Raw genomic sequence first — 25,440 nt, forward strand, 5'->3', positions numbered from 1 at the left:
CCACCGCCAGTTCTGGCCGCCCGTCCCAAAAAACAGAGCCTAAGCCTGCTCGAAAGCGAGTTGGTCGAGAGCTTGGCCGTTCATGGCCTCGACCACTGGGCGTAGTTGGGACTCCGGGGGCGCTGTCGAACCGGAGTCGCTGAGGGCGCTAACAGTGATCACCACGTTGCCCTTGCGGGTGAAGACGTAGGCGCTGGCGCTTTCGTAGGACTCCCCCTCGTAGCGGCGGTAAACGTAGTACGCCTCGTCCCCGGCGTCCTCGATCTGGGTCAAGGTGGGGACCTCGTAGCCACCGTAGGTCTCGCGATAGGAGTCGTCGTACCACCGGGTTAGGAAGCGTGCCAGCTCTGTGGGCTGTGCGCCGCCGACGGATTCGGTGATGGTCTCGTACTCGACTTCGAGGCGGAAACTCTCGTCGCTGCCTGCGTCACTGGCGGTGAGTCGCCACTTGCAGGTGGCGTAGCCGTCGTATCCGAGATCGCCGCCGTGGTGGTCACCGCTGACGGTCTCGGCCGGCTCCGAGCACGGCGCTACAGGGGCGTGCAGGAGCGGTTGTGGCACCAACAGCACAACGGTGGCGGTGCCACCGATGATCAAGACGGCGACAACGGAGACGATCGCCAGGACGATCCCGACTGTGCGTCCGGTGCCATGCCGCGGTGACACGGGTGGAGGGGTGGTTTGCCAAGGGCCGGTGGGCTGCGGAGGGCCAACGGGCCCGTGAGCGGGCATGGGCTGCTTTGGAGCAGGGCCCTGATTGGGAGGTTCCCAAGGCGGCATGCCAGAACCGGAGTTAGGGGCAGGCCATCTGCGCCTCTTCGGTCAGGGGTGAAGAAAAGGCGAGAACCAAGCGTACATGCGTGGAAACAGCACCATATTGCTGTCCTCTCGGCCTTAACGAGCCGGGATTGTGCTACCGGCGCGGGCAGGCGGGAGGCTCGCTCCACCGGCCGGGGCCGCCTCCGACAGGAGAGTCCTTCTCAGGGCGTCACTCCTTCCTGTGTGTGGGTTTGTGAACTCAGCAGCCTACAAAGCCCGGTGGATGGGCCCCGTGCCCGCTTTCCGTGCCTGAGGAGGCCGCAGCGTCTCAGATGAACAGAGGGGCGAGGGGGCCGGAACGTGGAGGCCGGGCCGAGCGTCGCAGTAAACGCCGTTTTTCACGCGAAGTCGGCGCACTACGGCGCACTACGGCGGGTTAGCGTCATGGTACTCGTCTGACCTGCTGCTTCAGCGCCAACGAGCGGTGGCGCGGCAAGCGCGAGTCCTTGAGGGCAATCCCGATTGAGGGTTTGCATCGGTGGATCGGGGGGTTGGCAAGGGGTGATTCTCAGCATCTTCTGATGCACGTGCGCTATCCTGGCCAAAGTACGGTGCTAATGCATGTGCATTCGCGAGTGCAGCGACATGTGCCCTATGCGCCGATGGTTGAAACAGTTAAGGAGCCTCCATGAGCGCCTACAACGGCATTGCGGCAGCGAAGCTGGAGAACGTCAGCTGGCAGAAGAGCAGGCGTAGCAACTCGAAGGGCAACTGCGTGGAGATGGCCAAGCTCGACGATGGGGGCATCGCCGTGCGCAACTCCCGGTTCCCCGACGGTCCGGCCCTGATCTACACCCAGGCCGAGATCAACGCGCTGATTCTCGGCGCCAAGGACGGCGACTTCGACAACCTCTTGGGCTAAGGCCGCGGCCAGCGGCCGGTACCCCCAAGACCGGCACGTGGTCGCTTTTGTCGGGGAGCTCCACTGCGATCGGGGGGTGGGGCTCCTCCTCATCCACACCGCTGAGCTACACGTCTTGGGCCCTTCGCTTGAAAGACGGTGCGAGGACCTGGTGCTACAGCTCGTCGATCAGTTGAGTGAGCTTGTCGGGAGTGTGCGAGGGTTCTTCTGCCACCACACTCAGCCGCTCCATAGCCATCATGTAGGCGTCGACCTCTTCGCGCTTGTCCAGGTAGAGCGCGCCAGTGAGCTGTTCCAGGTAGACGATGTCGGCGAGGTCGTACTCCGGGTAGCGCAGGATCGTGAACGCGCCCGCCTCTGCTGCGTGGGCGCCGGCGTTGAAAGGGATGATCTGGAGCGTGACGTTGGGCAGTGAGCACAGCTCCCGCAGATGGGCGAGTTGGCCCTTCATGGTCTCGACGCTGCCGATAGGCCGGCGTACCGCCGCCTCATCCATAATGGCCCACAGCTTGACGTTGGAGTACTCGACGATACGGCGCTGGCGCTGCATACGCACAGCCACCCGATCCTCGACTTCCCCCTTCTTGCGGATGTCGTCGGCACCGCTGATGACCGCCCGGGCGTAGTCCTCTGTCTGGAGCAGGCCGGAGACGTACTGCGCCTCGTAGGTACGGATGCGTGTGGCGGCCTCCTCCAAGCCCACATAGGACTGAAACCACGATGGTAGAGCGTCGCCGTACTGCTGCCACCATCCTGGCTTGTTGGACTCCTTGGCCATGGTGATCAGCGTCTCGCGCAGCTCACCTTCGGTGACGCCGTAGAGGGTCAGTAAATCTTCGACGTCGCGGAGCTTGAAACCGACACGGCCCAACTCAAGCCGGCTGATCTTGGACTCGGAGCCACGGATCTTGAATCCGGCGTCCGCACGTGAGATGCCCTTCAGCTCCCGGAGCTTGCGCAACTGGTATCCGAGCAGAATCCGCCTTACTGTCGGGCCGCTGTCCGGATCAGGTTGAATGACACTCACCGCTACAGCCTCCCCACCCTCTAAATCTCATGCCCACTCGGGTTCCCCTCCCCTGGGCCCGTCTCAATGGCGCTTGTCTGCGGGTCTACCACGATATAGCCGACAACGGGATTGATCCGGCATACGAGTACGCCCCGACGCGATGACCGCGCAAGGGTGAAATAGCGGAGGTCAGGTCGCCTCGGCGAGGACATCCGTTCGTTTTCTCGTTCTCGCGATGTACTCGGATTCGGTGTCAGGCGAACAGAGCCCACACGAACTTGCCCACCGGTGCCGTCGGCACAGCGCCCCAGTCACGGCTGAAGCACGATACCAGGTGCAGCCCACGCCCCGACTCGGCCATGAAATCCGGTTCCCGAAGGGTTGGCAGGCGGTCGCTGGCGTCGCGCACGGCGCAGATCAATTCGCTCCCACGACGCATCATGCTCAATTGAATAACGTTTTCACAGTCTGGCGCATCCAACATACCCGCGCCACCGTGGCGCAAGGCATTGGTCACCAGTTCGGACACGACCAGTTCCACGTCGCCCACCAAACGTGACATCCCCCAGTCGCGCAGCACGACCGCGGTGCGATCGCGGGCCAGCTTCACCGCCCCACGATCAAACCCCAAGGACCAGACGGCGCTCTCATGGCTCGCGCAGCCAGGATGGGCGTCCCAGCGCAGCGAGCCGTGCCGCAAGGCAGGCAGCCACCAGGAAGAGTGCGGAGAGTCAGGGGCGACAGCGGCGTAGGACGTCCATCCCCACGCCGATGCCCTCCCCACCGGTTGCTGGGCTGAATGTCCGGTCACCGCGATCCCCTTGCAGTCGTCTCGATCGCTTTTCTGGTCTGGGCACGCAAGGACCAGTATTTCGCTCTGGACCATGCAGATGCAAGACCCGGATGCACGTGCATGCGCCTCTTGCAATCAATAGTAGAACATCAACGGCCTATGGTCTGGTGAAGCCACGAACAAATCCGAACGCGACCTACAAACACCAACAAGGAAGAGGCGGTTTATAACCGGATGACCGATTTATAACGTGAGCTACGTCCCAGAGTGGGGAACGTGGGGCCAGCGCGGTATCAGGCTGCTACCGCCATGTGCTCGGCCACCCGATCGGGATAGTCGGAGATGACGCCGTCGACCCCATTGCCGATGACTCGGCGGATCGCGGCAGCGGTGTTGACGGTCCAACTGAAGACAGCCAACCCGTGCGTGTGGGCCGCACGCACGTAGGGCTCCGACACGCGCAGGTAGTGAGGGTGTACCTGGGCAGCGTAGCGGGCGACCCGACGCAGCCCGTAACGTCGCCGCGCCATTCCCAACACGGCCACAGGCGTTTCGGGGAACCCCCGACCGAGCTCGCGCATCGTCACCCAGTCGAAGCTTTGCACGATCAAACGGGGACGCTCGCCCGAGGTGCGATTCCAGTGGGGGTCCTCGGCCAAGCATCTTGCCATGCGCCGTGCCGCCAGCGGGTCTTTACGATCGACTTTGAGCTCCACCAGCGCCCCCAGTCCATTGGCCTTCAGCGTCTGTAGCGCCTCGCGCAGCGTGGGTACGGGTTCACCGGCGAATTCGGGGCTGTACCAAGACCCAGCCTCCAATGTCTGGATCTCCGCCAAGGTGAAGTCGGCGACCCGCCACGGGCGACGTTCGGGAAAACGCTCGGGCGCGTCGGTGGTACGCCGCAGGGTGGGGTCGTGCATGACGACGAACTCGCCATCGGCGGTTTGGCGGACGTCGAGCTCGGCCATGTCGGCACCGCGGCGTCGCGCTTCGCACATGGCCGACAGCGTGTTCTCTGGAGCGTAGGCGGAGGCACCGCGATGAGCGACGACGATCATGGCAGCCGCGTCCCGAAGTCGGCCACGGAGGTCTGGTGTGGTGGAGCGGGAGTTGTGGGGACCGACATCGCGCGCCGTGCTCCTCTCGCCCGGATTCCAGGGGAACCGTCGCTACTAGCGTCGCCCCTGGCGGTAAGCACCCGGTGGCAATCGGGTGAGCACCCGGTGGAGAGGTCACGGCCATGCCGAATCCGACCGGGATCACCCATTGTGCGGTCGACTGAGGTGGCTCACTACTTCCCATGCGCGGAAAGCCGGTACTCAGCCAAGTTTTGCGCGGCGCCTACCCCGCCACGGTGGGGTAGGCGCTTTTCTCTCCATCGGCTCCGAGGCCACCGGAGCCCCACGTACCTTCTGGTCGGTATGTAGTGGATAGGATCACCTCACAGGTGTTCCGCAGCATTAACCGGAGGTAGATATGTCTCAGCCGCCCCGTGTCGCGATCGTCACCGGAGGCGCCCGTGGCATCGGCGCGACGACTGCACGGAAACTGGCCGCGAAAGGGCATGCCGTAGCCGTTGTCGACCTGAACGAGGCCGACGCCGAGGCCACCGCGAAGACGATCACCGCCGAAGGGGGCACGGCGATCGGACTCGGCGCTGATGTCAGTGACTCCGAGCAGGTCGAAACCGCGGTATCAACGGTCGCCGAACGGCTTGGCCCGCCGACCATCCTGGTCAACAACGCGGGGGTCCTGCGCGACAACTTGCTGTTCAAGATGAGCGAAGATGACTGGGACACCGTGATGCAGGTCCACCTGCGCGGTGCCTTCCTGATGAGTCGGGCCGTGCAGGGCTACATGACCAAGGAGGGGTGGGGGCGGATCGTCAACCTCTCCAGCAACTCCGCGCTGGGCAACCGGGGGCAGGCCAACTACTCGACGGCCAAGGCAGGATTGCAGGGCCTCACCAAGACCCTCGCGATCGAACTGGGCAAGTTCGGTGTCACCGCCAACGCCGTGGCTCCCGGCTTCATCATCACCGACATGACCCGGGCTACCGCCGAACGGGTCGGTATGGACTACGAGGACTTCAAAAACGCCGCTGCCGCCAACATCCCCGTGCGCCGGGTCGGCCGTCCCGAGGACGTCGCCGCGGCCATCGCCTTCTTCACCGACGAGGAGGCCGGATTCGTCTCGGGCCAGGTTCTCTACATCGCCGGCGGGCCGCGCACCTAAGGTAGGACCGGCGCGCCATGGGCGGGAGCCGAACGGCTCAGCTCCCGCCCGGCCAAGGCGCTTCAGCGCGCCCCTGGCCTGAGGGAACAGACAGCTCAGCCGCGCTCTCCAACGTGTGGACTACCCTGGCCACGACTTCCTCGACGCAGGTCACGCCGTCGCCGTAGGCGAGATGGTGGTCGGACAGTACGGCGATGAGGTAGGTGTGATCGCCGTTGCGGACGTGACCGGCGCTGTTGATCGCCCAGCGCCCGCCGTCGCTGTCGCGAGGCACCCAACCGTTCTTGAGTTGGGCATGGCCGTTGCCCCCGGCCGCAACCGAGACTCCCCATGCCTGTTCGGGCGCCACGGAGCCGAGGAGCTGTGCCACATAGCGGCGCGCGTCCACCGACAAGGGGCTGGCTTCGGTGAAAACGGCCCGTAGCAGCCGGATCTGGTCGCTGGCTGTGGTGGTGGTCGCCCCCCAAACGTTGGCCTGCCCTGGAACTGTGCCACTGAGCCCGAACCGCTCGTTGCCCTCGCTGAGCCCGGCGCCGAACCCGATGCGCGCGTAGAGGACATCGGTGACGTTGTTGTCGCTATAGCGGATCATGCGCGTGGCCAGCGAGCGCTCTTCCTCCGTGAGGGTGCGCCCCTCGTCTTGGGCCTGTAGGAGCAGCACGAGCAGGATGTTGAGTTTGACCAAACTGCCGGTGATGAAACGGCGACTGAGGTTGTGAGTGAAGGTGGCACCGGTGCTGAGGTCGTGTACCGAGATGGCTAGCCGCCCTTCGACTTCAGCGAGGTAATCCTCAAGGGCGGCGTGTAGGCTCTCGCGCTGCGCAGCCGGCAGCGCCGGACGCAGCGGCAACAGCGGCGTAAGCGCTCCGGGAGCGGTGGAGGGGGTAGCGGGCGCAGGCACGGTACTAGGCGAAGGGCCTGGAGTCGGGGCCGCGGCGGGTCTTTTTCCGGGCATCGGCTCCCGCAGCGCGGCGGTCAACGCGAGGAGCAATGCCGTTGCTGCGACGAGAGCGATACAACTGACGAGCCATGGAGGCGATCCGAAATGCGACATGGCGCTGGCTGTGCTCCCTCGATCGCTTTGGCATAGCAGGTGCCTCACGGAGGGGCCGGGCGACGAGAAAAGCCGGCACCCAGCACGATCTCCGCATCAGCCCTATCAAGAATATCTACCCATAAGAGAAATGAGCTTCAATAAAGCTCCAAAGGAGATAAATATAGACAAACAACACCAAAGATAGATAAATCTATAAAACAGGTCGTCGCGTCGCGCTGCTATGGCCACTTGGGGAGCACGATTTAAGCTGCCCAGATCATGCTTATGGAGTCGTAGCGGCACATAACGTGATTGACACCTGTGGGTTGACTCTTGTTCGATGTGCTCACTATCAGTAGCAACGCTGCTGCGGAGGGGAGTATGGGCAGTTCGGTTTCTCGCTCGCTTCGTGGCGCGATTGCGCTCGCCGCGTGCGCGGTGTTCGTGGCAAGCGGGTGTGCGGGAAGCTTGCCGGGCGGCAACGACAGCGCGATCGTGACGTTCGCAGCGACCCGCGCCAGCGGCGGCGATCTGGGGCGGCTCGTCGAGCGCTACAACACGACACGCCCTGGCTCCCCGGTGCGCTACGTGGCGCTGGCTACCGAAGCCGACCAGCAGCGAAGGGCCATGGTGCAAGACCTCCAGGCGCGCACTGGCCGTTACGACGTGCTCTACGTCGACGCAGTGTGGACTGCGGAGTTCGCGGCGCGCGGCTGGCTAGAGCCGTTGGAGGCGCAGCGCTTCGCCGGACCCGAGATCCTCGACGCCGCCGCTGCGACGGGGCGGTGGAACGGTCGCCTCTACGCAGCGCCGTTCGCTACCGGGACGGGGCTGCTGTTCTACCGCAGCGACCTGGTCGAGAAGCCACCGACTACCTGGCAGGAGTTGCTCGAGGCCTGCGCGATCGCCAAACGCGAGGCCATGGACTGTTACGCCGGCCAGTACATGCGTTACGAGGGGCTCACCGTCGCAGTGGTCGAGGCCATCGCCTCGGCGGGCGGGCGTGTCATCGGTGCCGATGGCACGGTGACCGTGAACTCGCCGCAGGCTCGACGGGGCCTGCGGTTTCTGGTCGAGGCGAGGGAGCGCGGACACATTCCCCACGCCGCGCTCACCTACAACGAGGACCTGACCCGTCTGGCGTTCCAGCGCGGTGAATTGCTGTTCATGCGCAACTGGGCCTTCGCCTACCCGCTGATGAACGCCCCCGGCGAGGAGTCGGTGGTCCAGGGGCGGTTCGACGTGGCCGCGTTACCCGGTCCCGGCGGGCCGGGCACAGGCACACTCGGCGGCAACAATCTCGGATTGTCGGCCTACAGCGACCACAAGGCTGAGGCGCTGCGGTTCATCGAGTTCCTGCAAAGCGAAGCCGTCATGCGGGAGTGGCTGACCGCGACCAGCACGCCCATGGCGCGTACCGAACTGTTCACCGACCCCGAGATCCTGCGCCACGCCCCCTATCTGGCTCCCATGCGTGCGGGGCTGGAACGTACTCGCCCACGGCCGGTGACGCCGCGCTACAACGATGTCACCAACGCCGTTCAACAGCACGCCTACGCCGCGATGAGCGGCGAGGCGACGGTCGAGGAGGCCATCAGCGGCATGCACGCGGAACTGAATCGAGTGGTGCAAGGTCGATGAGGGGGCGCGAGAGGCAGCCGGCCGGCGAGCGCAGGGGTGAGCGACGGCTGGCGGTCGTCCTGCTGGCGCCGGCCCTCGTCGCCCTGGGCACCGTGGTGGTCTACCCCGTCGCCTCAGCCGTCTTCCGTTCGTTCTTCAACGACCCGATCGGCAGGGCCCCAGAGTTCATCGGCGTGGCCAACTACGCTCGGGCGCTTGTCGGGTTCGAGCGCGAGGCGTTTTGGGCCGCAGTGGGAAACACCGCCTTCTTCACCGTGGTCAGTGTGGCGTTTGAGACAGCGCTGGGTTTGGCCATGGCCTTGGTCATGCACCGGGCCTTCCGAGGGCGCGGGGTGGTGCGTGTGGCTGTCCTGCTGCCCTGGGCGCTGCCGACCGCGGTGAGTGCGGTCATGTGGGGATGGATGTTGCAGCCCGGTGGTGTCGTCAACGCGCTGTTGGGCACCGAGATCGTGTGGGGCGGTGCCGAATGGCCGGCGAAATGGTCGATCATCGTCGCCGAAGTGTGGAAAACCGCACCCTTTGTGGCGCTGCTCATCCTCGCCGGATTGCAGACCATCCCCGCTCACCTCTACGAAGCGGCGGCCATGGACGGTGCCTCGGCGTGGCGACGGCTGGTCTCGATCACCTTGCCCCTGGTCAAACCGGCGCTGGTGGTGGCAGTGCTGTTTCGCGCGTTGGATGCGCTGCGCATGTACGACCTGCCACAGATCCTCACCGGCGGCGCCAACAACACCGACACCCTTTCAACGCTGGTGGTGCGCACCGCTACCGGTGAACTCAAGCAGGGCTATGGCGGAGCGCTGTCGACGCTGACCTTCCTGTTCGTGTTCCTGTGCGCTTTCTTGCTCATCCGGGCCATGGGAACGAACGTTTTCGCCGGAGTTCGGGCGGGGGGAACGCGATGACCGCTGTCGAGACCGCGCCCCAACGGCGTGAGAGCACCTCGGGGGCCAGGCATGACCAGCGGCGTGGCCGCCGACGGCGGCGCTGGTCCTGGGAGTCGTGGGTGATCGCTCTCGGGATGGTGCTGCTCGTGCTGTACTGTCTGGCGCCCTTCTACTGGATGTTCGTCTCCAGCTTGAAAGGGCCGGGAGAGATCACCTCCAACGGCCTGTGGCCCGAGGAGGTGAGCCTGGTCAACTACCGGGGCGTCCTGGGCGGCGCGAACGACTTCGGCTACGCCGTGCGCAACAGTCTCATCATCGCCGGGTCCACGACAGTGGTGACGATGGCCATCGCGGTTTTCTCGGGATACGCACTGGCCCGGTTGCGTTTCCGCGGGCGCGATCTGGTCCTGGGCCTGATCCTGGCGTGTTCGATGTTTCCCGGCGTGGCGATCGTGACACCGCTGTACCAACTCTTCAGCGGGTGGGGGTGGATCGACGAATACCAGGCGATGGTGGTACCCAACATCAGCTTTGCGCTTCCTCTGGCGATCTTCATCCTGACCACGTTCTTCCGCGAGATGCCGTGGGAGTTGGAAGAGGCGGCGCGCGTGGACGGCTGCGGGACGCTGCGCGCGTTCTCGCGCGTCGTGCTCCCGCTGGCTACGCCAGGGCTGGCCACGACAGCACTGCTGGTGTTCCTCGCAGCGTGGAACGAATACCTGATCTCCAGCGTTGTCTCCATCACGCTGGCGTCGAACCCGGTCACGGTCGCACTCGCCAAGTTCGCCGGTGACAGCGAGTTTCAGCAGCCCTTTGGCTCGCAGATGGCCGCGGGGGTCATCGTCACCCTGCCGCTGATCGTGCTGGTGCTGGTGTTTCAGCGTCGCATCGTCGAGGGACTGTCGGCCGGCGGGTTCCGATAGTCGGTTTTGCCACTCAACGGCGCTGGCCACAAGGGAGAATCAACCAGAGCGGAGCAGACGAGCGGCACCGAGCATCAAAGGCGGGAGGCAACGATGTCGCCGGTGAAAGTCATGATCGTGGGCACAGGATCGCGCGGCGGCGGCTATGCCGAATGGATTCGGCGCCATCCCGACACCGCCGAGGTGGTGGCCGTGGCCGAGCCCCGCCCGGAGTACCGGGAACCGGTGGCTGAAGCCCACGGCGTACCCCCCGAGTTGCGTTTCGAGGACTGGAGGGCAGCAGCGGCGCTGCCTCGGCTGGCCGACGCCGCGCTGGTGTGCACCCTCGATGACGCCCACCTCGCTCCCGCCTTGGCGTTGGCGGACCGCGGCTACCACCTGCTGGTGGAAAAACCCCTGGCCCAGACCCCGGAGGAATGCGCGCAGATCGTGGCCGCGGCCGAGCGTAACGGGGTCCTGCTGGGAGTGTGCCATGTGCTGCGCTACACCGACTACACGCGCGTGATCAGCGAGATCGTGGCCTCGGGCCGCATCGGTGAGATCGTCAGCGTCGACCATGTCGAACCCATCGGTTTCTGGCACTACGCGCACTCCTACGTGCGGGGCAACTGGCGGCGCACGGCTGAGGCCGCGCCGATGCTTATGGCGAAGTCCTGCCACGATCTCGACTGGCTGCGCCACATCGTGGGCAGGGAGGCGGTGGCGGTGTCATCCTTTGGTTCGTTGCGCCACTTCCGGCCCGAACAGGCTCCGCCGGGGGCGGGCGAGCGCTGCCTGGACTGCGATGTGGAACCAGAGTGCTCCTACTCGGCGCCACGCATCTACGGCCGTTTCCTGGCACAGGGACGTACCGGCTGGCCGCTGACCGTGCTCACCCCCGAGCCGACCCCGGAGACGGTCACACGTGCCCTCCGGGAGGGACCCTACGGGCGGTGTGTCTACCGCTGCGACAACGATGTCGTCGATCACCAGGTGGTGATGCTGGAGTTCACCGGTGGCGTCACCGCGACCTTCACAGTGGCCGCGTTCAACCGGGCGCGCCCGCGCGAAACGGCGATCTATGGCACCCACGGCGAACTGTATTGCGACGGTTCCCGCATCACCCACTACGACTTCCACTCCGACACCACAGAGACGATCGACGTGGCCACGGCCGGCGGCCGGTCGGGATCGGGGCACGGCGGGGGCGACGGCGGGCTCCTGGCCTCGTTCCTGCCGGCTGTTGCCGCGGGAGATCCGGGGCTGGTGCGCACCAGCGGAGCTGACGCGCTACGTTCCCACATGTTGGTCTTCGCCGCCGAGCGGGCGCGGCTGGAGGAGCGTGTGGTGCGGTTGGACCCTTCGGCCGATTCGGCGGCGCCGGCCTCAGTCGATGCCTCGGGCGACCATGGCCTCCCCCATGGCCTCAGCGGAGCGAATGAGACCGACGATGACGGGAACGACCATTCGGTGGGGGGAGCGGCGCAGGCCACGGGCGGTGTAGGCCGCGCGGGAGGCGGCCACGGCGGTGGCGACCATGGGGATGGCGCGCACTGTGAGCGCGAGGACGAGGGCGGCGCGCTCCGGGTCGCCACCCACCAACCGCAGTGGTCGCAACAGCCGTTCGAACAGGGCCAGCATGGCGCTGACCCGGGTGGTGAGCGTGAGCAGTCCGGCGAGCAGCACCGCGAACGTGAGTTGCGCGCAGACTCGTAACGCCACCTCCCACCCCGCGGTTGTCACCTGAAAAACGGCGATCAGCAGCAGGAACGGCAGGAGTGGGCGCACGGTGCGCCACAGGTGGGGCACGGCGAGCCCGCCGAGGGCGTAGAGCACGACGGCGAGGCAGCAGGCCGTGAGCGCTACCCAGATCTGGCCAAGGAGCACCACAGCGAACACGGCGACGGCCAGAGTCGCCAGCTTCACCCCCGCCGGCAGTCGGTGGAGCGGGGTGTCGCCGGGCGCATAGAGGCCGAGGGTGTTCACTCGGCACTCCCGGCTGCTTCCCCCGCGGGGGCCGAGCGCATCAGGGCGGTGTAGAAGTCGATAGCGGGTGCGGGCGCGCCGTCAAAAACGATACGCCCCTCGTCGATAACGAGCACCCGATCGAAGTCGGCGAGGGTGGCCAGGTGGTGGGTGAGCAGGATGAGCTGCTGCGGCAGCGCACGCAGCGTCCGGGTGATCATCTCGGTGTTGCGCAGGTCGAGCAGCGTCGTGGGCTCGTCGCAGACCAGGATGTCGGGTTCGGTGACCAAAACGGCGGCCAGCGCCAGCAGTTGCTTCTGCCCGCCCGACAGCAGGTGCGCCGGGTGGTCGGCGTGATCGGCCAAGCCGTAGCGCCGCAGGGTCTCAGCCACCCGGGCGTCGATATCGGCACGGGCCACCCCCCGCCCGCGCAATCCCAGCGCGATGTCTTCGGCCACCGTTGGCATGATGATCTGTGTATCGGCGTCGGAGAAGACGAACCCCACCGTGCGCCGCACCCGGCGAGGGGCGCGCCGGGTGTCGATGCCGTCGACGAGGACGCGGCCGGAGTCGGGCAGCACAAGACCGTTGAGGGTACGCGCCAGCGTGGACTTTCCGGAGCCGTTGGCACCGATCAGCCCGATGCGGTGCTCGCTGAGGTCGACACTGATGTCGCGGAGCACGGTGCGGCCGTCGTAGGCGTGAGTGACACTGTCCAACTGCAACATGGGCGTGCGTATGGTTTCCGTTCGTCGGGGCGCCCCGGGTGGAAGCCGCCCGGTCAGCGGGGCGGGGCGCCGGCGGTGTCGGTGGCGCTCCCGCGGGGACGCCCAGCCGGAGGGACCGGGTAGGCACGGTGGACGCCAGCCGCTATCCCGGCTGCGATGAGAGCTTTAGCCAGGTCTCCGGGCAGAAACACGGTCGCGCTGACGAGCGTGGCGAGCAGAGCGTCGCCGAGGACGACCGCGCTCCAGGGAACACCGACGAGGTAGATGACCCCGATACCGCCGATGAGGTTGTAGAGCGTCCCCAGCCAGAACCGGTAGCGGGGCAGCGTCCGGTCGACGAGCACGCCGATGACGAGAGCGCCCAGAATCCAGCCGATCATGTAGCCGGCCGTGGGCCCCAAGAAGGGGGCGATCCCGCCGCGCCCGCCGGGCAGCAGCGGCAGCCCGGCCGCGGTCAACGCCAGAAAGGTCACGACCGCGAGGGCGCCGCGCTTAGCGCCGAGGATGCTGGGGGCGAGCATGATGCCCAGCGTTTGCAGGGTGATGGGCACCGGCCCAACCGGGATCGCCACCGGCATACTGAGCGCGGCGATGAGGGCGGCGAACAGTGCGACGAGCGCGGCGTCGCGCGCGGTGAGGCCACGCGAGCGCCGCGGGGGCGGCTCGGGAACTCCGGTCATCAGGATTCCTTCCGTGGGTCCCGTTCCAGCGGGGAGGAAGGCGGCAGCGGCCCTTGCCGCTGCCGCACACACATCTCTACCGGAGTCATTGTGCTGCATCGCCGGGGTACGGCGGTGCGGCGGGGGCGGTGAGCTGGGCACACAGACCACCACCCCTGCCGCCGTCGGTGGGCCGGCTGGGACGGGGAAAGCGGGGCGGTGCCGTCAGGGAGCGGGCAGGACGCAGGCTGCGCTGGGCACGGCCAACCGGTGACCGCTGTCGCGGGGCACGCCGCCGGCGGCGGGATCGGCCGTGAGCACGTTGAGGGTGCCCGAATCCTGATTGGCCACCACCAGGTGATCGCCGACCCGGGCGAAGTGGCGCGGACACGCGCCGCCCGTGGGCGTCTCGCCGAGCAGGGTGAGGGTGGCGCCGTCGTCGCCAACCCCGAAGGTGGCGATGGTGTCGGCGCCGCGGTTGGCCACGTGCAGGAACCGACCACCGTTGGCCAGCGCGATTTCGGAGGGGAAATTAGTGGCGGCGTCGCCGGCCGTGGCGGGTAGCGCAGTCACAAAAGTGGCGGTGGCCGCTGTCTCGTCCCAGCGCAAGACGTGGACCTGGGAGTCGAGCTCGCCGGCGACGAACAAGTGCCCGCTGGGGTGGACCGCGATGTGGCGCGGCCCGGTTCCCGGTTCCAGTTTGGCGGCGACGCCGGCGTCGGTCACGGGGTCGACGGCGTGCGGAGCGAACGTGTAGCGGCGCAGTTCGTCGGTGCCGAGGTCGGCGACGAGGAGGTGGTGCCCGCCGGGGGCGATAGCGACATTGTGGGCATGAGGGCCTTCCTGTCGCTGGGGGTTGGGGCCACTGCCGGTGTGGGTGAGCAGTCGCGCCGGCGCCGCAGGGGCCCCGTCGACGCCGAGCGGGTGGACCGATACGGCGCCGTCGGCGTAGTTGGCGGTGATCGCGTGTCGTCCTTCGGGGTGGACGAGCACGTGGCAGGGGGATTTGCCATCAGTGGCAACGGTGGCGAGATGGCGCACCTGGGCCTGGTCGTCGACGGCGAAGCCAGTGAGGCCGCCCGCCCCCTTCTCGTTGACAGCATAGAGCAGGCGACCGTGGGCGGGCGAGGCCAGGAAGGAGGGGCCACTGACGGCAGCGGCGGTACCACCGTCAGCCAGCTCTCCGGTTTGCTGGTCAAGCCACACCCGTTGCAGGCCCGCCCCGTCGCCGGCGGGTTCGGAGTCGGGGGTGTAGCTGCCGATCCACAGGAGTCGTCGCGCCATGGCCATCCATTCCTCAGCTTCGCTGCGCCTGGTCACGTGGCCTCCCCAAGGACGGGAGGGCACACGAACGAGTGCCCGGGCGTCGTGACGTCCGGGCACTCGGTTACTCTACGCCTTGCTGGGCCTTGGCCGGTCGCTTCAGTTACATCCGGCGCGTCTTGCGGCGAGGTGACTGGCAGCGGCGTAGGTGTCCCCGGGCCGTTGGTGGCCAGCCCCGATTGGCTCATCCCACGGGTTCGGCGTCGCTCTTCTCATAGGCCAAAGCGTGGGTCAACAAGTCCTTGAGCACGTTTCCGGATTCGAGCCGGTTGCGTGCGTCAAACGGCAGGATCGGGACCTCGGGGCTGATCTCTAGCGCCTCGCGAACCTGTTCAGGTGTGTAGTCGAGGTTGCCGTCGAACTTGTTCAGCCCCACGACGTAGGGGATGCGGCTGTGTTGTTCAAAGTAGTCGACGGCGTCGAAGCAGTCGGCCAGCCTGCGCGGGTCGGCGACGATGACCGCCCCGACAGCGCCACGGACCAGGTCATCCCACATGAACCAGAACCGGGCTTGGCCGGGGGTTCCGAACATGTACATGATGAGCTGTTGGTCCAGGGTTAGCCGACCGAAGTCCATGGCCACGGTGGTGGTGGTCTTGGACGGTGTTTCGGTGATGTCGTCGTGTGCGGCGCTCGCGTCGGTCATGAGCGCCTCTGTGGTGACCGGCTCAATTTCGGAGACGGACCTGACCAGGGTCGTCTTGCCGGCGCCGAAGCCGCCGGCGATGACGATCTTGGTCGACATCTTCGAGAATGTGTCATTGGAAGAGTCGTTCGAGCCCACGGAGCGCCCTCTCCAGAACCTGATTTTCCGACGGACTGTGTCCGGTGATGGTGGGGTGGATGTAGACGAGGCCCTGATCGGCCAGGTCGCTGAGCAGGACCTGAGTGACGCCCAACGGGATCTTCAGTTCCGCGGAGATCTCAGCCACCGAGCGCGTCTCCCGACACAGACTCAGGATGCGTTCGGACTCGGGCATGAGATTTCGGGGCGGCTGGGCCGCTGGATCAGCCGTGGATACCAGCGTCTGCACCATCAGCGGATGACGCGATCGTGTCCGCCCGCCCGTAAAGGTGTACGGACGGATACGAGAACGCCGCTTTCTGCGGTAGCTCATTGCAGTTGCAACCTCTTCGTCAGTCACAGCTCCGGCTTGCCAGAGCTACCGGATCAGCGTGCGATAACCTCACGCAGTTCGGAACGCAACTGCGGCGTGAGGACGTGCCCGGCATTTTCTACCAGCAGCGTCATCTGGTAAGCGACGATCTTCATGTCGGCATCATTGGACGAAAGCACCGCGAGGCAGGATCCGTCGCTGATCGACATGACGAACAGATGGCCATGGCGCATGCGGACGATGAGCTGTTCGCACTCGCCTTTGGCGAACAGCTTCGCGCCGCCTTCAGCCAGGCTTTGCAATCCACTGGCGATCGCGCTGAGTTGCTCGGCAGCCTCTTCGGGAAAATCGCGCGAGGCAGTCAGAAGCAAGCCGTCGGCGGAGACGACAACGGCGTGTTCGGCGCCGGGCACCTCGTCGACGAAGTTGGAGATGAGCCAGGCGAAGTTCTCCGCACTCTCACTCAACCGGTTGGTCATGTTAATCCAGCTTCTCGTTAGATCTTGGGTCACGGCTGGCTAAGCCGACCAGACGTTGGCCACTCCGGATGATGCCGGCAGCCCGGCGCCGCGGCGGAGCCGGGCACATGTGTGCTCTTGCGGGCTCACCCGGCTAGTCGTCGTCGCTCGTCGCCTCGCGCTCGCCTGAAAGGAAGCCGTCGAGGTCGGAACGGATACGTTCGGCTTTACTCTCAGCGTCCTGTGGCTCCTCTCTCCCCTCGTCGTCAGGGGATTCAAATGCCTGCATCGGCGAGTTGCTGCGGTTGGCGCTTCGTCGAGGCAGCCCCGCAGAGGTGACCGAGGCAGCGGAGCCATCGGCCGAGGACTCCGCAGTGGGGGAAGCGGGGCTGGATGACGGGCGGGAGGGCTGCGAACTGGGCACGGTGCTGGGAGCCGATCGAGTCGTCGGGGCTTTCTCGGTTCGGGGAGCCGAGGCCTTCGGTGCCGGCCGGGCCTCCGGCTGCGCTGGGGGGTCCGCTGGCGCTGCTGGGGCTACGGAGTCGCTGAGCAAGCGGGCAGGGATGACGACGTGGGCGCTGGTGCCCCGGAAGGCTCGCGGCTCAAGTTGGACCTCAAGGCCATGGCGGTGGGCGATCCGACTGACCACGTAGAGCCCCATGTGGCGGACTACCTGGTCGTCAAGCACGGGGGTGCCGGAGAGCCTGGCATTGAGCTGGTCGATCTGCGGCTTGGGAATACCGATCCCCTCGTCCTCGACCGTGATCAACAGGCGCTCGCCACTCATGGGCTGGGCGCTGACAACCACTTGAGCGTGGTCGGGGGATTTGGCGGTGGCATTGTCCAAGAGTTCGGCGAGGAGGTGGCTGACGTCGTCGACGACTGCGCCGGCGAGTGCCTTCTCCGGGAGGTGGCCGACCTGGATTCGCTCGTAGTCGGTGATCTCCGAGATCGCCGCCCGCGCCACATCCAGCATTGGCACCGGCTCCATGGAGGGGTCTCCGGTGTCCTGACCCGCGAGGACCAGCAGGTTCTCGCCGTTGCGTCTCATGCGGGTGGCGAGGTTGTCAATGCGGAAGAGCTGTTCCAGCAGGGTAGGGTCTTCGGTTTCGCCCTCCAACTGTTCGACGATGTCGAGCAGCGACTCCACCATGGTGAGGTCGCGCATGGCCATGTTGGCCAGTGTGACGGTGAGAAGATCCTGCTCTCTCACCTGGTTTCGAGTGGCCTCAGCCGTGACCGTGGGCGCTGCGCCGGCCGGAGCCGGGTCCTCGGCGACCGGCTCCTCCTGCTGCGGAGGAACCGGAGCCGGCGAGGGGGACGGATCCTGACGCGGACGGGTGAGCCCCATCCACTCCAGTACCCGGCGCAACCGGCCACCGGTGGGCGCAGTCACATTTTCTGTGGTCATCATGTGCTCCAGTGGATGGTCAGCACGATTGGCCGATGATGGCGCCTGCGCCACAGCGGATCTCCTCAAGTCGGAACGACTTCACCAAGAAGGGCGAGTCCCGCGCGTGGCACGGGATCTGACCCGGCCACAGCGCACAGGGACATGCGCGGCCGGGCAACGCACGATGTGACTCGCTTCGCGGGTGCACGGGTGTGCCCGGCTGGTCGCGCTGCGAGTCGTACCTGATGCGGCCGCGTCGATGGCTTGCCATGACAATCATGCCAGTGACCTAGGGGTAAGGCGGGCTGATTGTCACAAAACCGTCGTCAAGACAGCCAAACGCCAACGAATCGACACGAACTTTAGCAGAAAGAGCGATGGCGCACCCCCCTTCGACCAAAACGAAAACGCTGTATACAGCAGTTATAGCTGTGAGCTGCACTGTTGGCCGTGGCGCCCCCGGCCCACCGCCATGGAAACGGAACCAATGACCAGGACATTAGCCTTATCCGCTGGCCGCGCGCGGATAAGTTCACCGATTTGGAGAGCAATATTCATCACGGCCCAACTCCCCTTCCGCTACGGGGCGCAAGGAGGTATACGGTGCGCTGGGCCGCACGGTCATCGCGAAACAACCGGTTGAGGAGCGCCGAACTCCCAACTAAGAAGAAGAAAAATGCTGGTCAGAAAGGGTATAGCGAAAAGGGGGCTCAGCTCTTGATCTGCTCGATCGCTTTCCGGATACGCTTCTCGGAAACGGGGTAAGCGGTCCCCAGCTCCTGGGCGAAGCAACTGACCCGAAACTCTTCCAGCATCCACCGGACGGCCACGACGTCGGCATCGTCGCGGCGCCCGGGCGGCAGGGTGGCGCACAGCGCGTCGTAGTCCTGACTCATACGGTGGACTCTGGCCATCTCGACCTGGTCGCGGCGCGGGTTCTCGGGGAGCTTGGCCAGCCGACGCTGGATGGCGTTGAGGTAGCGCGGCAGGTGCGCAAGGCGCTCGGCGCCGGTAGCGGTGACGAAACCGGGGGCGAGCAGGGTGGAAAGCTGTCCCTGGATATCGGTGAGGGATGGCAGGACCGTCAGACTGGTCGTGCCTTTGAGGGCGCGCTCGGTTTCGTGGCCGGCAGCCAAGATGCGTACCACGACGGCGACGATGTCGGCGAGGGTGTCACCAAGGTCGGCGCGGACGGCGTCGCGGAGCTTGGCGAAAGCCTCGCCGTCCCAGACAGGAGCGCCCGCCTGGGCCATGAGCTTGTCGGCAGCGCACGTCAGACAGTCGTCGAGGAGTTTGTCGACACTGCCGTGAGGGTTGCTGCCCAAGGCGAGCTTGTCAGGGTTGCGCAGCCCGCGCTGGACGGCGGCCACCGGCGAGGGGATGCTCAGCAGCAGGAGCCGGCGGGTGCCCTGCCACATGGCGCGGCGCTGCTCGGCTTCGGTGTCGAGGATGCGCACGGCTACGCTGTCGCCCTCGTCGATCAACGCCGGGTAGCCCTTGACGGCGTTGCCGGCGGCCGGACGCTGGAAGGTCTGTTCCAGATGGCCGAAATCCCACGAGGTCAGCCCGTCTCTTTCGATGCCGGCGGCCTCAGCCGAGATCGCCTCGCGCAGGCGGGGTTTGAGCTTGCGTTTGAGCGCGTCGAGGTCCTTGTCCTCGGCTAGCGTTGTTCCGGCGTCGTCGACGGCCCGGAAGGTCATGCGCAGATGGTCGGGGACTTTGGCCACCTGCCAGTCCTCGCGCGCAATGCGGACGCCGCCCATGTGGCCGAGTTCGCGACTGAGCGCGTCGAGCAGTGGCTCCGTGCCAGGGGTGATACGGCCCAGGACCTGGCGAGCGTGGTCGGGTACGGGCACGAAGGCGGTGCGCACTCGTTTCGGCAGCGATCTGATGAGGGCGGTGACGAGCTCTTCACGCAGGCCCGGGATCTGCCAGTCGAAGCCCTCCGGGCTGACCTGGTTGAGCACGGCTACGGGAATGTGGACCGTCACGCCATCGGCCTCGGTACCGGGTTCAAACTGGTAGGTGAGAGGGAAGGTCAGCTCGCCTTGGCGCCACTGGTTGGGGTAGTCGCTCTCGGTGACCTGCTCGGCCTGCTCGTTGATGAGCATCGACTTTTCGAAGTTGAGCAGATCGGGCTGACGGGAGCGGACTCGTTTCCACCACGAGTCGAAGTGGCGGGCCGAGACGACCTCAGCGCCGACGCGCTCGTCGTAGAAGGCGAAGAGCGCCTCGTCGTCAACGAGGATGTCGCGGCGCCGGGCACGGTGCTCAAGGTCGGCCACCTCCTCCAACAGTTGCCGGTTGGCGTGGAAGAATTTGTGGTGGGTCCGCCAGTCTCCCTCGACGAGGGCGTGGCGGATGAACAGCTCGCGCGACAGCTCGGGGTCGATGCTGCCGTAGTTGACTTTGCGCTGGGCAACGATGGGCACCCCGTAGAGGGTGACCTTCTCGTAGGCCATGACGGCGCCGGCGTCACGCTCCCAGTGCGGTTCGCTGTAGGAGCGCTTCACCAGGTGTTGGGCGAGGTGTTCGGCCCATTCCGGCTCGATGCGCGCCACGATGCGCCCCCACAGCCGCGAGGTCTCGACCAGCTCGGCGGCCATCACCCAGCGCGGCTGTTTCTTGAACAACGACGAGCCGGGAAAGATCGCGAACCGGGCGCCGCGCGCGCCCAGGTATTCGTGCTTCTCGGGGTCTTTGAGGCCGATGTGGGACAGCAGGCCGGAGAGCAGCGCGGTGTGGATGCCGCGAGGGTCGGGGGTGGCGGTGTTGAGCGTGATCCCCAGGCTCTTGGCCACCTGCTTGAGCTGGCTGTAGATGTCCTGCCACTCGCGCACCCGCAGGTAGTTCAGGAATTCGCTCTTGCACAGCTTGCGGAACTGATTGCCTGAAAGGGCTCGCTGCTGCTCCTGTAGGTAGGACCACAGGTTGAGATAGGACAGGAAGTCGGAGTCCTTCTCGACGAACCGGGCATGCTTCTCTGTTGCCGCCTGCTGGTGTTCCACGGGGCGCTCGCGCGGGTCCTGGATGGACAGCGCGGCGGCGATGATCATGACCTCGCGTACACAGCCGTTGGTTTCGGCTTCCAGCACCATGCGGCCCAGCCGCGGGTCGACGGGCAACTGGGCGAGCTTGTTCCCGATCGGCGGGAGGCGTTTGCGCTCGTCGGTCTCGTCGGGGTTGAGAGCGCCGAGCTCGCGCAGCAACTGCACGCCGTCTTTGATCTGTCGACGGTCGGGACCGTCGACGAAGGGGAAGGCGGCGACGTCGCCCAGCCCCAGCGCAGCCATCTGCAAAATGACCGAGGCCAGGTTGGTGCGCAGGATCTCGGGATCGGTGAATTCCGGACGCGCCAGGAAGTCGGCCTCGGAGTAGAGCCGGATGCACACACCTTCCGAGACCCGTCCGCAGCGCCCCTTGCGCTGGTTGGCCGATGCCTGCGAGATGGGTTCGATGGGCAGGCGCTGCACCTTGGTGCGGTGGCTGTAGCGCGAGATCCGGGCCGTGCCCGGGTCGACGACGTACTTGATACCGGGAACGGTCAGCGACGTCTCGGCCACGTTGGTGGCCAGGACGATACGGCGCCCGCGGTGGGGCTGGAAGACGCGATGCTGCTCGGCTGCGGAAAGCCGGGCGAACAGGGGCAGCACTTCAGGGGCGTGATCACCGGTGCCCAGGTGTTTCTCCAGCGCATCGGCAGTGTCACGGATTTCACGCTCGCCGCTGAGGAAGACCAGGATATCGCCGGGGCCTTCGGCGCTGAGTTCGTCGACGGCCTCGCAGATGGCCTGGGTCTGGTCCCGTTCAGGGGAGGCTTGGGGTTGTGCCTTGCCACCGTCGTCCTCCTCTTCGGTGTCGCCGGTGTCGCCTGGCTCGGGGGCGAGGGGCCGGTAACGGACTTCCACCGGGTAGGTGCGGCCCGAGACCTCCACGATCGGCGCGTCACCGAAGTGGCGGGAGAACCGCTCAGGGTCGATGGTGGCAGAGGTGATGATGACCTTGAGGTCGGGGCGTTTGGGCAGGAGCCGCTTGATGTAGCCGAGCAGGAAGTCGATGTTGAGACTGCGCTCGTGGGCCTCGTCGATGATCAGGGTGTCGTAGTCGCGCAGCATCCGGTCCTGCTGCATCTCGGCGAGCAAGATGCCGTCGGTCATGAGTTTGACGAGCGTGTCGTCGGAGGAGTGGTCGGTGAAGCGCACCTTGTAGCCGACGGCCTCGCCTAGCGGCGTGTCGAGCTCCTCGGCGATGCGCTCGGCCACCGTACGTGCGGCCAGTCGTCGAGGCTGGGTGTGACCGACCGTGCCCAAAATCCCCCGGCCCAGCTCGAGACAGATTTTGGGAAGCTGGGTGGTCTTTCCCGAACCGGTCTCACCGGCCACGATCACCACCTGGTGATCGCGCACAGCCGCGGCGATGTCGTCCTTACGCTGGCTGACCGGCAGCGAGGCGGGGTAACTGATCGGGGGTGCGGCGTCCCGGCGACGCTGTAGCCGCACGTGAGCCTTATCGATCTCGGCGGCGATCTCGGTGGCGATGGCCTCGCGCTTGGCAGCGTTGCGGACCTTGTGCGCTCCGTCGATACGCCGACGGAGCCGGTGCCGGTCGCGCGGCATCAGCTCAGGAAGGCGATCGCGGAGTTCGGTGAAGGGGGAGGACGTCGCATGTGGGATTCCCATACAGCTACTAAGGATAAGCGGATGGGCAACCGATTTTTCTGGGGGCGGGTGAGCGGCCCCGCCGCGGCGAGCGCCGGTCGAAAATGGCGCGTGTTCGGCGGCTTCAGGCGGGTAGCCAGGGGGTGAGACGGCCGGCGACCTGCGGTGAAGGTGCGAGAGTCGCCGGTGAGCCGAGGACGCACAGTTGAGGAAAGGGCCGCCATGTCTGTCATTCCGCAGGACCGCGAGGACATTCTCAACAAGCTCATCTTCGCTCACGTGAGCACGATCGGCCCCAACGGCGAGCCGCAGTCGAATCCGGTGTGGGTCGACTGGGATGGCGAGTTCGTGAAGTTCAGCCAGACACCGGCCCGGCAGAAGTACCGCAACATCCAGCGTGACAGCCGGATCGCGTTGTCGGCGCACGACCCCGACAACCCCTACCGCTACCTGGAGATCCGGGGCAGGGTCGAAAAAATCGAGGACGACACCGACAACGCTTTCATCAACAAGATGGCCAAGAAGTACATCGATGAGGAGGTCTACCCCTGGGCCTCGCCCGACGAGCGGCGGGTCGTGCTGTTCGTACGCCCAGAGCACGTCACCAAGCAGTGAGCCGGCGACGGATTCAAGGAGAGCGCAGGCGGCCTCGTAGCAGCGTCGGGAGAACACCTGGCTCTGCTGTGGCGCGGCGTCCAGGCAACGGTTAGACGACGCCGCGCCCCTGAGAGGCCACCGTAGGAGGAGACCCGCACCTGTGCGGAGCCGCTGAGCTCGCCGTACCCGAAGTAGGTCGACATAGGTCGCTGACGGCAGCGCGTGGCTCGGGCGGTTGCCTGGGGAACCGTCGTCTGGGGGCAGACGAGCGAGAAAGCCCGAAAAGCACCCATTACTCCAGCCCCGGACAGGCCTGGTACGGCAGCGCCGTGGCCTTGTGGGCGCTAGCGCCGGTGAAGGCTTGGTGCGTTGTCTCGTCGCAGGCGCCGCAACGGGAGCCGCTGTCGGATCCGGTGGGGACTGTGCGGCGATGGTGGCCCCTGCGGCGCGGGGAAGCCGTTGGGGCGGGTCGGCCACCGGAAGGGCCGGCCGCTTGGCACCCCGCGGCTACCACATACCGAGCGGGCATAGCCGGGACATTTCCCTCCGGAACCCTGCATGGAACATCCGCATGGTCTCCCCCTCCTCCAGTGCCGTAGCGTCTGGCAGTCGCCTCTCAGGCTGAACCGGAGCGCGGCTGGGAAATGACCGCCTGCGACGACGGAAACGGCCACCGGAAGGGCCGGCCGTGAGGGTGGCCGCTCCCGACTACCGGAGAAGAGCCAGCGGCGGACTACCATCTGTCTTCTTGGGGGCTTCTCCCGTGTGGGGAGAGACCACGGCCGTCCGCCCCGACCTGACTGTCCCCCTGCCGTTCCCTCTCGGAGGTCTTGCGTTGCGGTCTGATACCAGCTCAGCAAGGAACTTATCTTCGCTCTGGCGCGGTGGAGACAATGGTGACAGCGGGGGTGGTGTCACTGCCGTGGAGGTGGCCCGCGGGCACTCGACGAGCGTGACCTGCCGCACACTCGAAGGTCGGCCTCGGCGAGAGAGCCGGTGAGCTCGGTAGGGCCCCGCAAGGCGGCGGGTAATGTCTGCGCACGCCGCGCAGCGGCAGCAGCGTCTTGTGAGCCGGCCGCCGCACAACGTGAAGATGGAGTGGGTGTACTCTCCCGGGTCCGTGGGCGCGTGCCGCGCCGGGGACCACAACCCGATGGCGTTGGGCAACCAGGTTGCGTAACGCCATCCGCGGACACCACAGGACTCACCGTGACGGAGGGACACCCCGTTGAGGAACGACAGATCCTCTAGTTTTTGTGAGGAGGTGCGGCGCTTGCCCTCGCCTAAGGGCGGTGGGTCCGCGTCGCGAGGCCGATGACCGCAGGGAGAACGGGACGCAAGCGCCCCACCATCAGCGACGTGGCAAGTCGCGCTGGGGTGACCAAGGGCGCGGTGTCGCGGGCTCTGAACAGTGGCACCGGGGTGAGCCCGGAGACCAGGGAGCGTATCCGCCAGGCAGCGGTGGACTTGGGCTGGAGCCCGAGTTATGCCGCTCGGGCGCTCAACGGTAAGCCGCTGGGCACGATCGGGCTCGTGGTCCGCCGCTCCCCCGATGTCCTCGACTTTGACGCATTCTTTGCCTCGTTCCTCTCCGGTATCGAATCGGTACTTTCAGGCGAGGAACACGCGACGGTGATCCGGTTCGTGCCCGATGCCCGCACCGAGGCCACGACCTACGAACGGCTGTTCAACGACCGTTTCGTCGATGGGTTCCTGATCACCGACCCGCGGGTCAACGATGACCGCTGCGAGATGCTCAGCCGGATGGGCGCTCCGGCCGTGGTGGTCGGTGCTCCAAGCGGTTATTCCGACTTTCCCACCATCACCTACGACGCCGAAGACGCGATCCGGACGCTGGTGCAACGGTTCTTTGACGCTGGCCACCGCCACGTGGCCCACGTGCAGGGCGATCCCTACATGCTGCACGCATTGCAGCGCCGCCGACATTGGGAGAAAGCGCTGCGCGATCTTGGGGTGGAGCCGGGGCCGGTGGAACATGGCTTCTACACGATCGCCGGCGGCGCCAAGGCCACTCAGCGCCTACTTGACCTGCCAGAACGTCCAACAGCAATCTTTTATGGCAGCGACCTGATGGCCATCGGCGGCTACTCGGCGCTGTCGGACTCGGGACTGGCGATCCCAGCCGATGTGGCTGTGGCAGGGTTTGATGACATAGCCTTGGCTTCCTTCACGTCGCCTCCGCTGACGACGATCCGCAGCAGGCACCGTGCGTTGGGAAGTTCGGCGGCCCGGATTCTCCTGGACATGCTCAAAGGTCAGGAGGCTCCAGCGTCCACCGTCCTAACAGCCGAACTCCGTGTGCGAGAGTCCACCGAGTAACGACTGCGTAAATCCCT

The 25,440-nt window shown here is 66.1% G+C and carries 21 protein-coding genes and 1 pseudogene; 8 read left to right on the forward strand and 14 right to left on the reverse strand.

Translation table 11 applies throughout. The features are described 5' to 3' along the window. Positions 1-39: 39 nt before the first annotated feature. Positions 40-666: a hypothetical protein gene (locus tag ABD848_RS01680; protein ID WP_344966507.1), complete on the reverse strand. Its 627-nt coding sequence runs from the start codon at positions 664-666 to the stop codon at positions 40-42. A gap of 781 nt (positions 667-1,447) precedes the next feature. Here ABD848_RS01680 and ABD848_RS01685 point away from each other — a divergent pair. Then, positions 1,448-1,681, forward strand: a complete 234-nt coding sequence (locus ABD848_RS01685; protein WP_344966509.1) for a DUF397 domain-containing protein — start codon at positions 1,448-1,450, stop codon at positions 1,679-1,681. A gap of 154 nt (positions 1,682-1,835) precedes the next feature. On the opposite strand, the gene ABD848_RS01690 is transcribed toward ABD848_RS01685, so the two are convergent. From ABD848_RS01690 to ABD848_RS01700, 3 genes are all read right to left on the reverse strand, one after another. Beyond that, complete coding sequence (locus ABD848_RS01690) at positions 1,836-2,708, reverse strand: helix-turn-helix domain-containing protein (RefSeq protein WP_344966510.1); 873 nt, start codon at positions 2,706-2,708, stop codon at positions 1,836-1,838. 235 nt (positions 2,709-2,943) lie between these two features. Continuing rightward, positions 2,944-3,300 carry an ATP-binding protein gene (locus ABD848_RS01695; RefSeq protein ID WP_344966512.1) on the reverse strand — a complete coding sequence of 119 codons (357 nt, stop codon included), beginning with the start codon at positions 3,298-3,300 and terminating at the stop codon, positions 2,944-2,946. Positions 3,301-3,776: 476 nt separating this feature from the next. Continuing rightward, positions 3,777-4,541 (reverse strand): glycerophosphodiester phosphodiesterase, encoded by a 765-nt coding sequence (locus tag ABD848_RS01700; protein WP_344966514.1) that lies wholly within the window; start codon positions 4,539-4,541, stop codon positions 3,777-3,779. Positions 4,542-4,959: 418 nt separating this feature from the next. Between ABD848_RS01700 and fabG the strand changes: the two genes are divergently transcribed. Further along, on the forward strand, positions 4,960-5,718 hold the full coding sequence (gene fabG / locus ABD848_RS01705; RefSeq protein ID WP_344966516.1) for a 3-oxoacyl-ACP reductase FabG: 759 nt from the start codon (positions 4,960-4,962) through the stop codon (positions 5,716-5,718). A gap of 37 nt (positions 5,719-5,755) precedes the next feature. On the opposite strand, the gene ABD848_RS01710 is transcribed toward fabG, so the two are convergent. Beyond that, positions 5,756-6,619, reverse strand: coding sequence for a serine hydrolase (locus tag ABD848_RS01710; RefSeq protein WP_344966518.1), 864 nt, complete (start codon positions 6,617-6,619; stop codon positions 5,756-5,758). Positions 6,620-7,249: 630 nt separating this feature from the next. Here ABD848_RS01710 and ABD848_RS01715 point away from each other — a divergent pair. From ABD848_RS01715 to ABD848_RS01730, 4 genes and pseudogenes are all read left to right on the forward strand, one after another. Then, on the forward strand, positions 7,250-8,395 hold the full coding sequence (locus ABD848_RS01715) for an ABC transporter substrate-binding protein (RefSeq protein WP_344966520.1): 1,146 nt from the start codon (positions 7,250-7,252) through the stop codon (positions 8,393-8,395). Beyond that, entirely contained in the window at positions 8,392-9,300 is a 909-nt protein-coding gene (locus tag ABD848_RS01720; protein WP_344966522.1) for a carbohydrate ABC transporter permease, read from the forward strand. The genes ABD848_RS01715 and ABD848_RS01720 overlap by 4 nt, the downstream gene beginning before the upstream one ends. Beyond that, positions 9,297-10,205, forward strand: coding sequence for a carbohydrate ABC transporter permease (locus ABD848_RS01725; protein WP_344966524.1), 909 nt, complete (start codon positions 9,297-9,299; stop codon positions 10,203-10,205). Before ABD848_RS01720 ends, ABD848_RS01725 begins: the two co-directional genes overlap by 4 nt. A gap of 111 nt (positions 10,206-10,316) precedes the next feature. Then, positions 10,317-11,327 (forward strand): annotated as a pseudogene (locus ABD848_RS01730) (Gfo/Idh/MocA family protein); the annotation flags it as partial. A 243-nt stretch (positions 11,328-11,570) separates the two neighbouring features. On the opposite strand, the gene ABD848_RS01735 reads toward ABD848_RS01730, so the two are convergent. From ABD848_RS01735 to hrpA, 9 genes are all read right to left on the reverse strand, one after another. After that, positions 11,571-12,170, reverse strand: a complete 600-nt coding sequence (locus ABD848_RS01735) for an energy-coupling factor transporter transmembrane component T family protein (protein WP_344966526.1) — start codon at positions 12,168-12,170, stop codon at positions 11,571-11,573. Next, positions 12,167-12,877: an energy-coupling factor ABC transporter ATP-binding protein gene (locus ABD848_RS01740; protein ID WP_344966528.1), complete on the reverse strand. Its 711-nt coding sequence runs from the start codon at positions 12,875-12,877 to the stop codon at positions 12,167-12,169. The genes ABD848_RS01735 and ABD848_RS01740 overlap by 4 nt, the downstream gene beginning before the upstream one ends. Before the next feature lie 53 nt (positions 12,878-12,930). Beyond that, positions 12,931-13,557: a biotin transporter BioY gene (locus ABD848_RS01745; RefSeq protein WP_344966530.1), complete on the reverse strand. Its 627-nt coding sequence runs from the start codon at positions 13,555-13,557 to the stop codon at positions 12,931-12,933. A 204-nt stretch (positions 13,558-13,761) separates the two neighbouring features. After that, positions 13,762-14,856, reverse strand: coding sequence for a lactonase family protein (locus ABD848_RS01750; protein WP_344966532.1), 1,095 nt, complete (start codon positions 14,854-14,856; stop codon positions 13,762-13,764). Positions 14,857-15,043: 187 nt separating this feature from the next. Continuing rightward, on the reverse strand, positions 15,044-15,604 hold the full coding sequence (locus ABD848_RS01755; RefSeq protein ID WP_344966534.1) for a GTP-binding protein: 561 nt from the start codon (positions 15,602-15,604) through the stop codon (positions 15,044-15,046). 13 nt (positions 15,605-15,617) lie between these two features. After that, the gene (locus ABD848_RS01760) at positions 15,618-15,896 is read right to left on the reverse strand and encodes a DUF742 domain-containing protein (protein ID WP_344966536.1); all 279 of its coding nucleotides are present in this window, start codon (positions 15,894-15,896) and stop codon (positions 15,618-15,620) included. Between the two features lie 134 nt (positions 15,897-16,030). Beyond that, positions 16,031-16,456, reverse strand: a complete 426-nt coding sequence (locus ABD848_RS01765; RefSeq protein ID WP_344966538.1) for a roadblock/LC7 domain-containing protein — start codon at positions 16,454-16,456, stop codon at positions 16,031-16,033. 133 nt (positions 16,457-16,589) lie between these two features. Further along, the gene (locus ABD848_RS01770; protein ID WP_344966539.1) at positions 16,590-17,846 is read right to left on the reverse strand and encodes a sensor histidine kinase; all 1,257 of its coding nucleotides are present in this window, start codon (positions 17,844-17,846) and stop codon (positions 16,590-16,592) included. Positions 17,847-18,538: 692 nt separating this feature from the next. Continuing rightward, on the reverse strand, positions 18,539-22,507 hold the full coding sequence (hrpA, locus tag ABD848_RS01775) for an ATP-dependent RNA helicase HrpA (RefSeq protein WP_344966541.1): 3,969 nt from the start codon (positions 22,505-22,507) through the stop codon (positions 18,539-18,541). 201 nt (positions 22,508-22,708) lie between these two features. Here hrpA and ABD848_RS01780 point away from each other — a divergent pair, with 201 nt between their 5' ends. Together ABD848_RS01780 and ABD848_RS01785 are read left to right on the forward strand one after the other, a co-directional pair. Further along, the gene (locus tag ABD848_RS01780) at positions 22,709-23,101 is read left to right on the forward strand and encodes a PPOX class F420-dependent oxidoreductase (RefSeq protein ID WP_344966543.1); all 393 of its coding nucleotides are present in this window, start codon (positions 22,709-22,711) and stop codon (positions 23,099-23,101) included. Positions 23,102-24,442: 1,341 nt separating this feature from the next. Continuing rightward, positions 24,443-25,423 (forward strand): LacI family DNA-binding transcriptional regulator, encoded by a 981-nt coding sequence (locus ABD848_RS01785; protein ID WP_344966545.1) that lies wholly within the window; start codon positions 24,443-24,445, stop codon positions 25,421-25,423. Positions 25,424-25,440 lie beyond the last annotated feature (17 nt).

It is taken from the genome of Salinactinospora qingdaonensis, assembly GCF_039539445.1.
Lineage (GTDB): Bacteria > Actinomycetota > Actinomycetes > Streptosporangiales > Streptosporangiaceae > Salinactinospora > Salinactinospora qingdaonensis.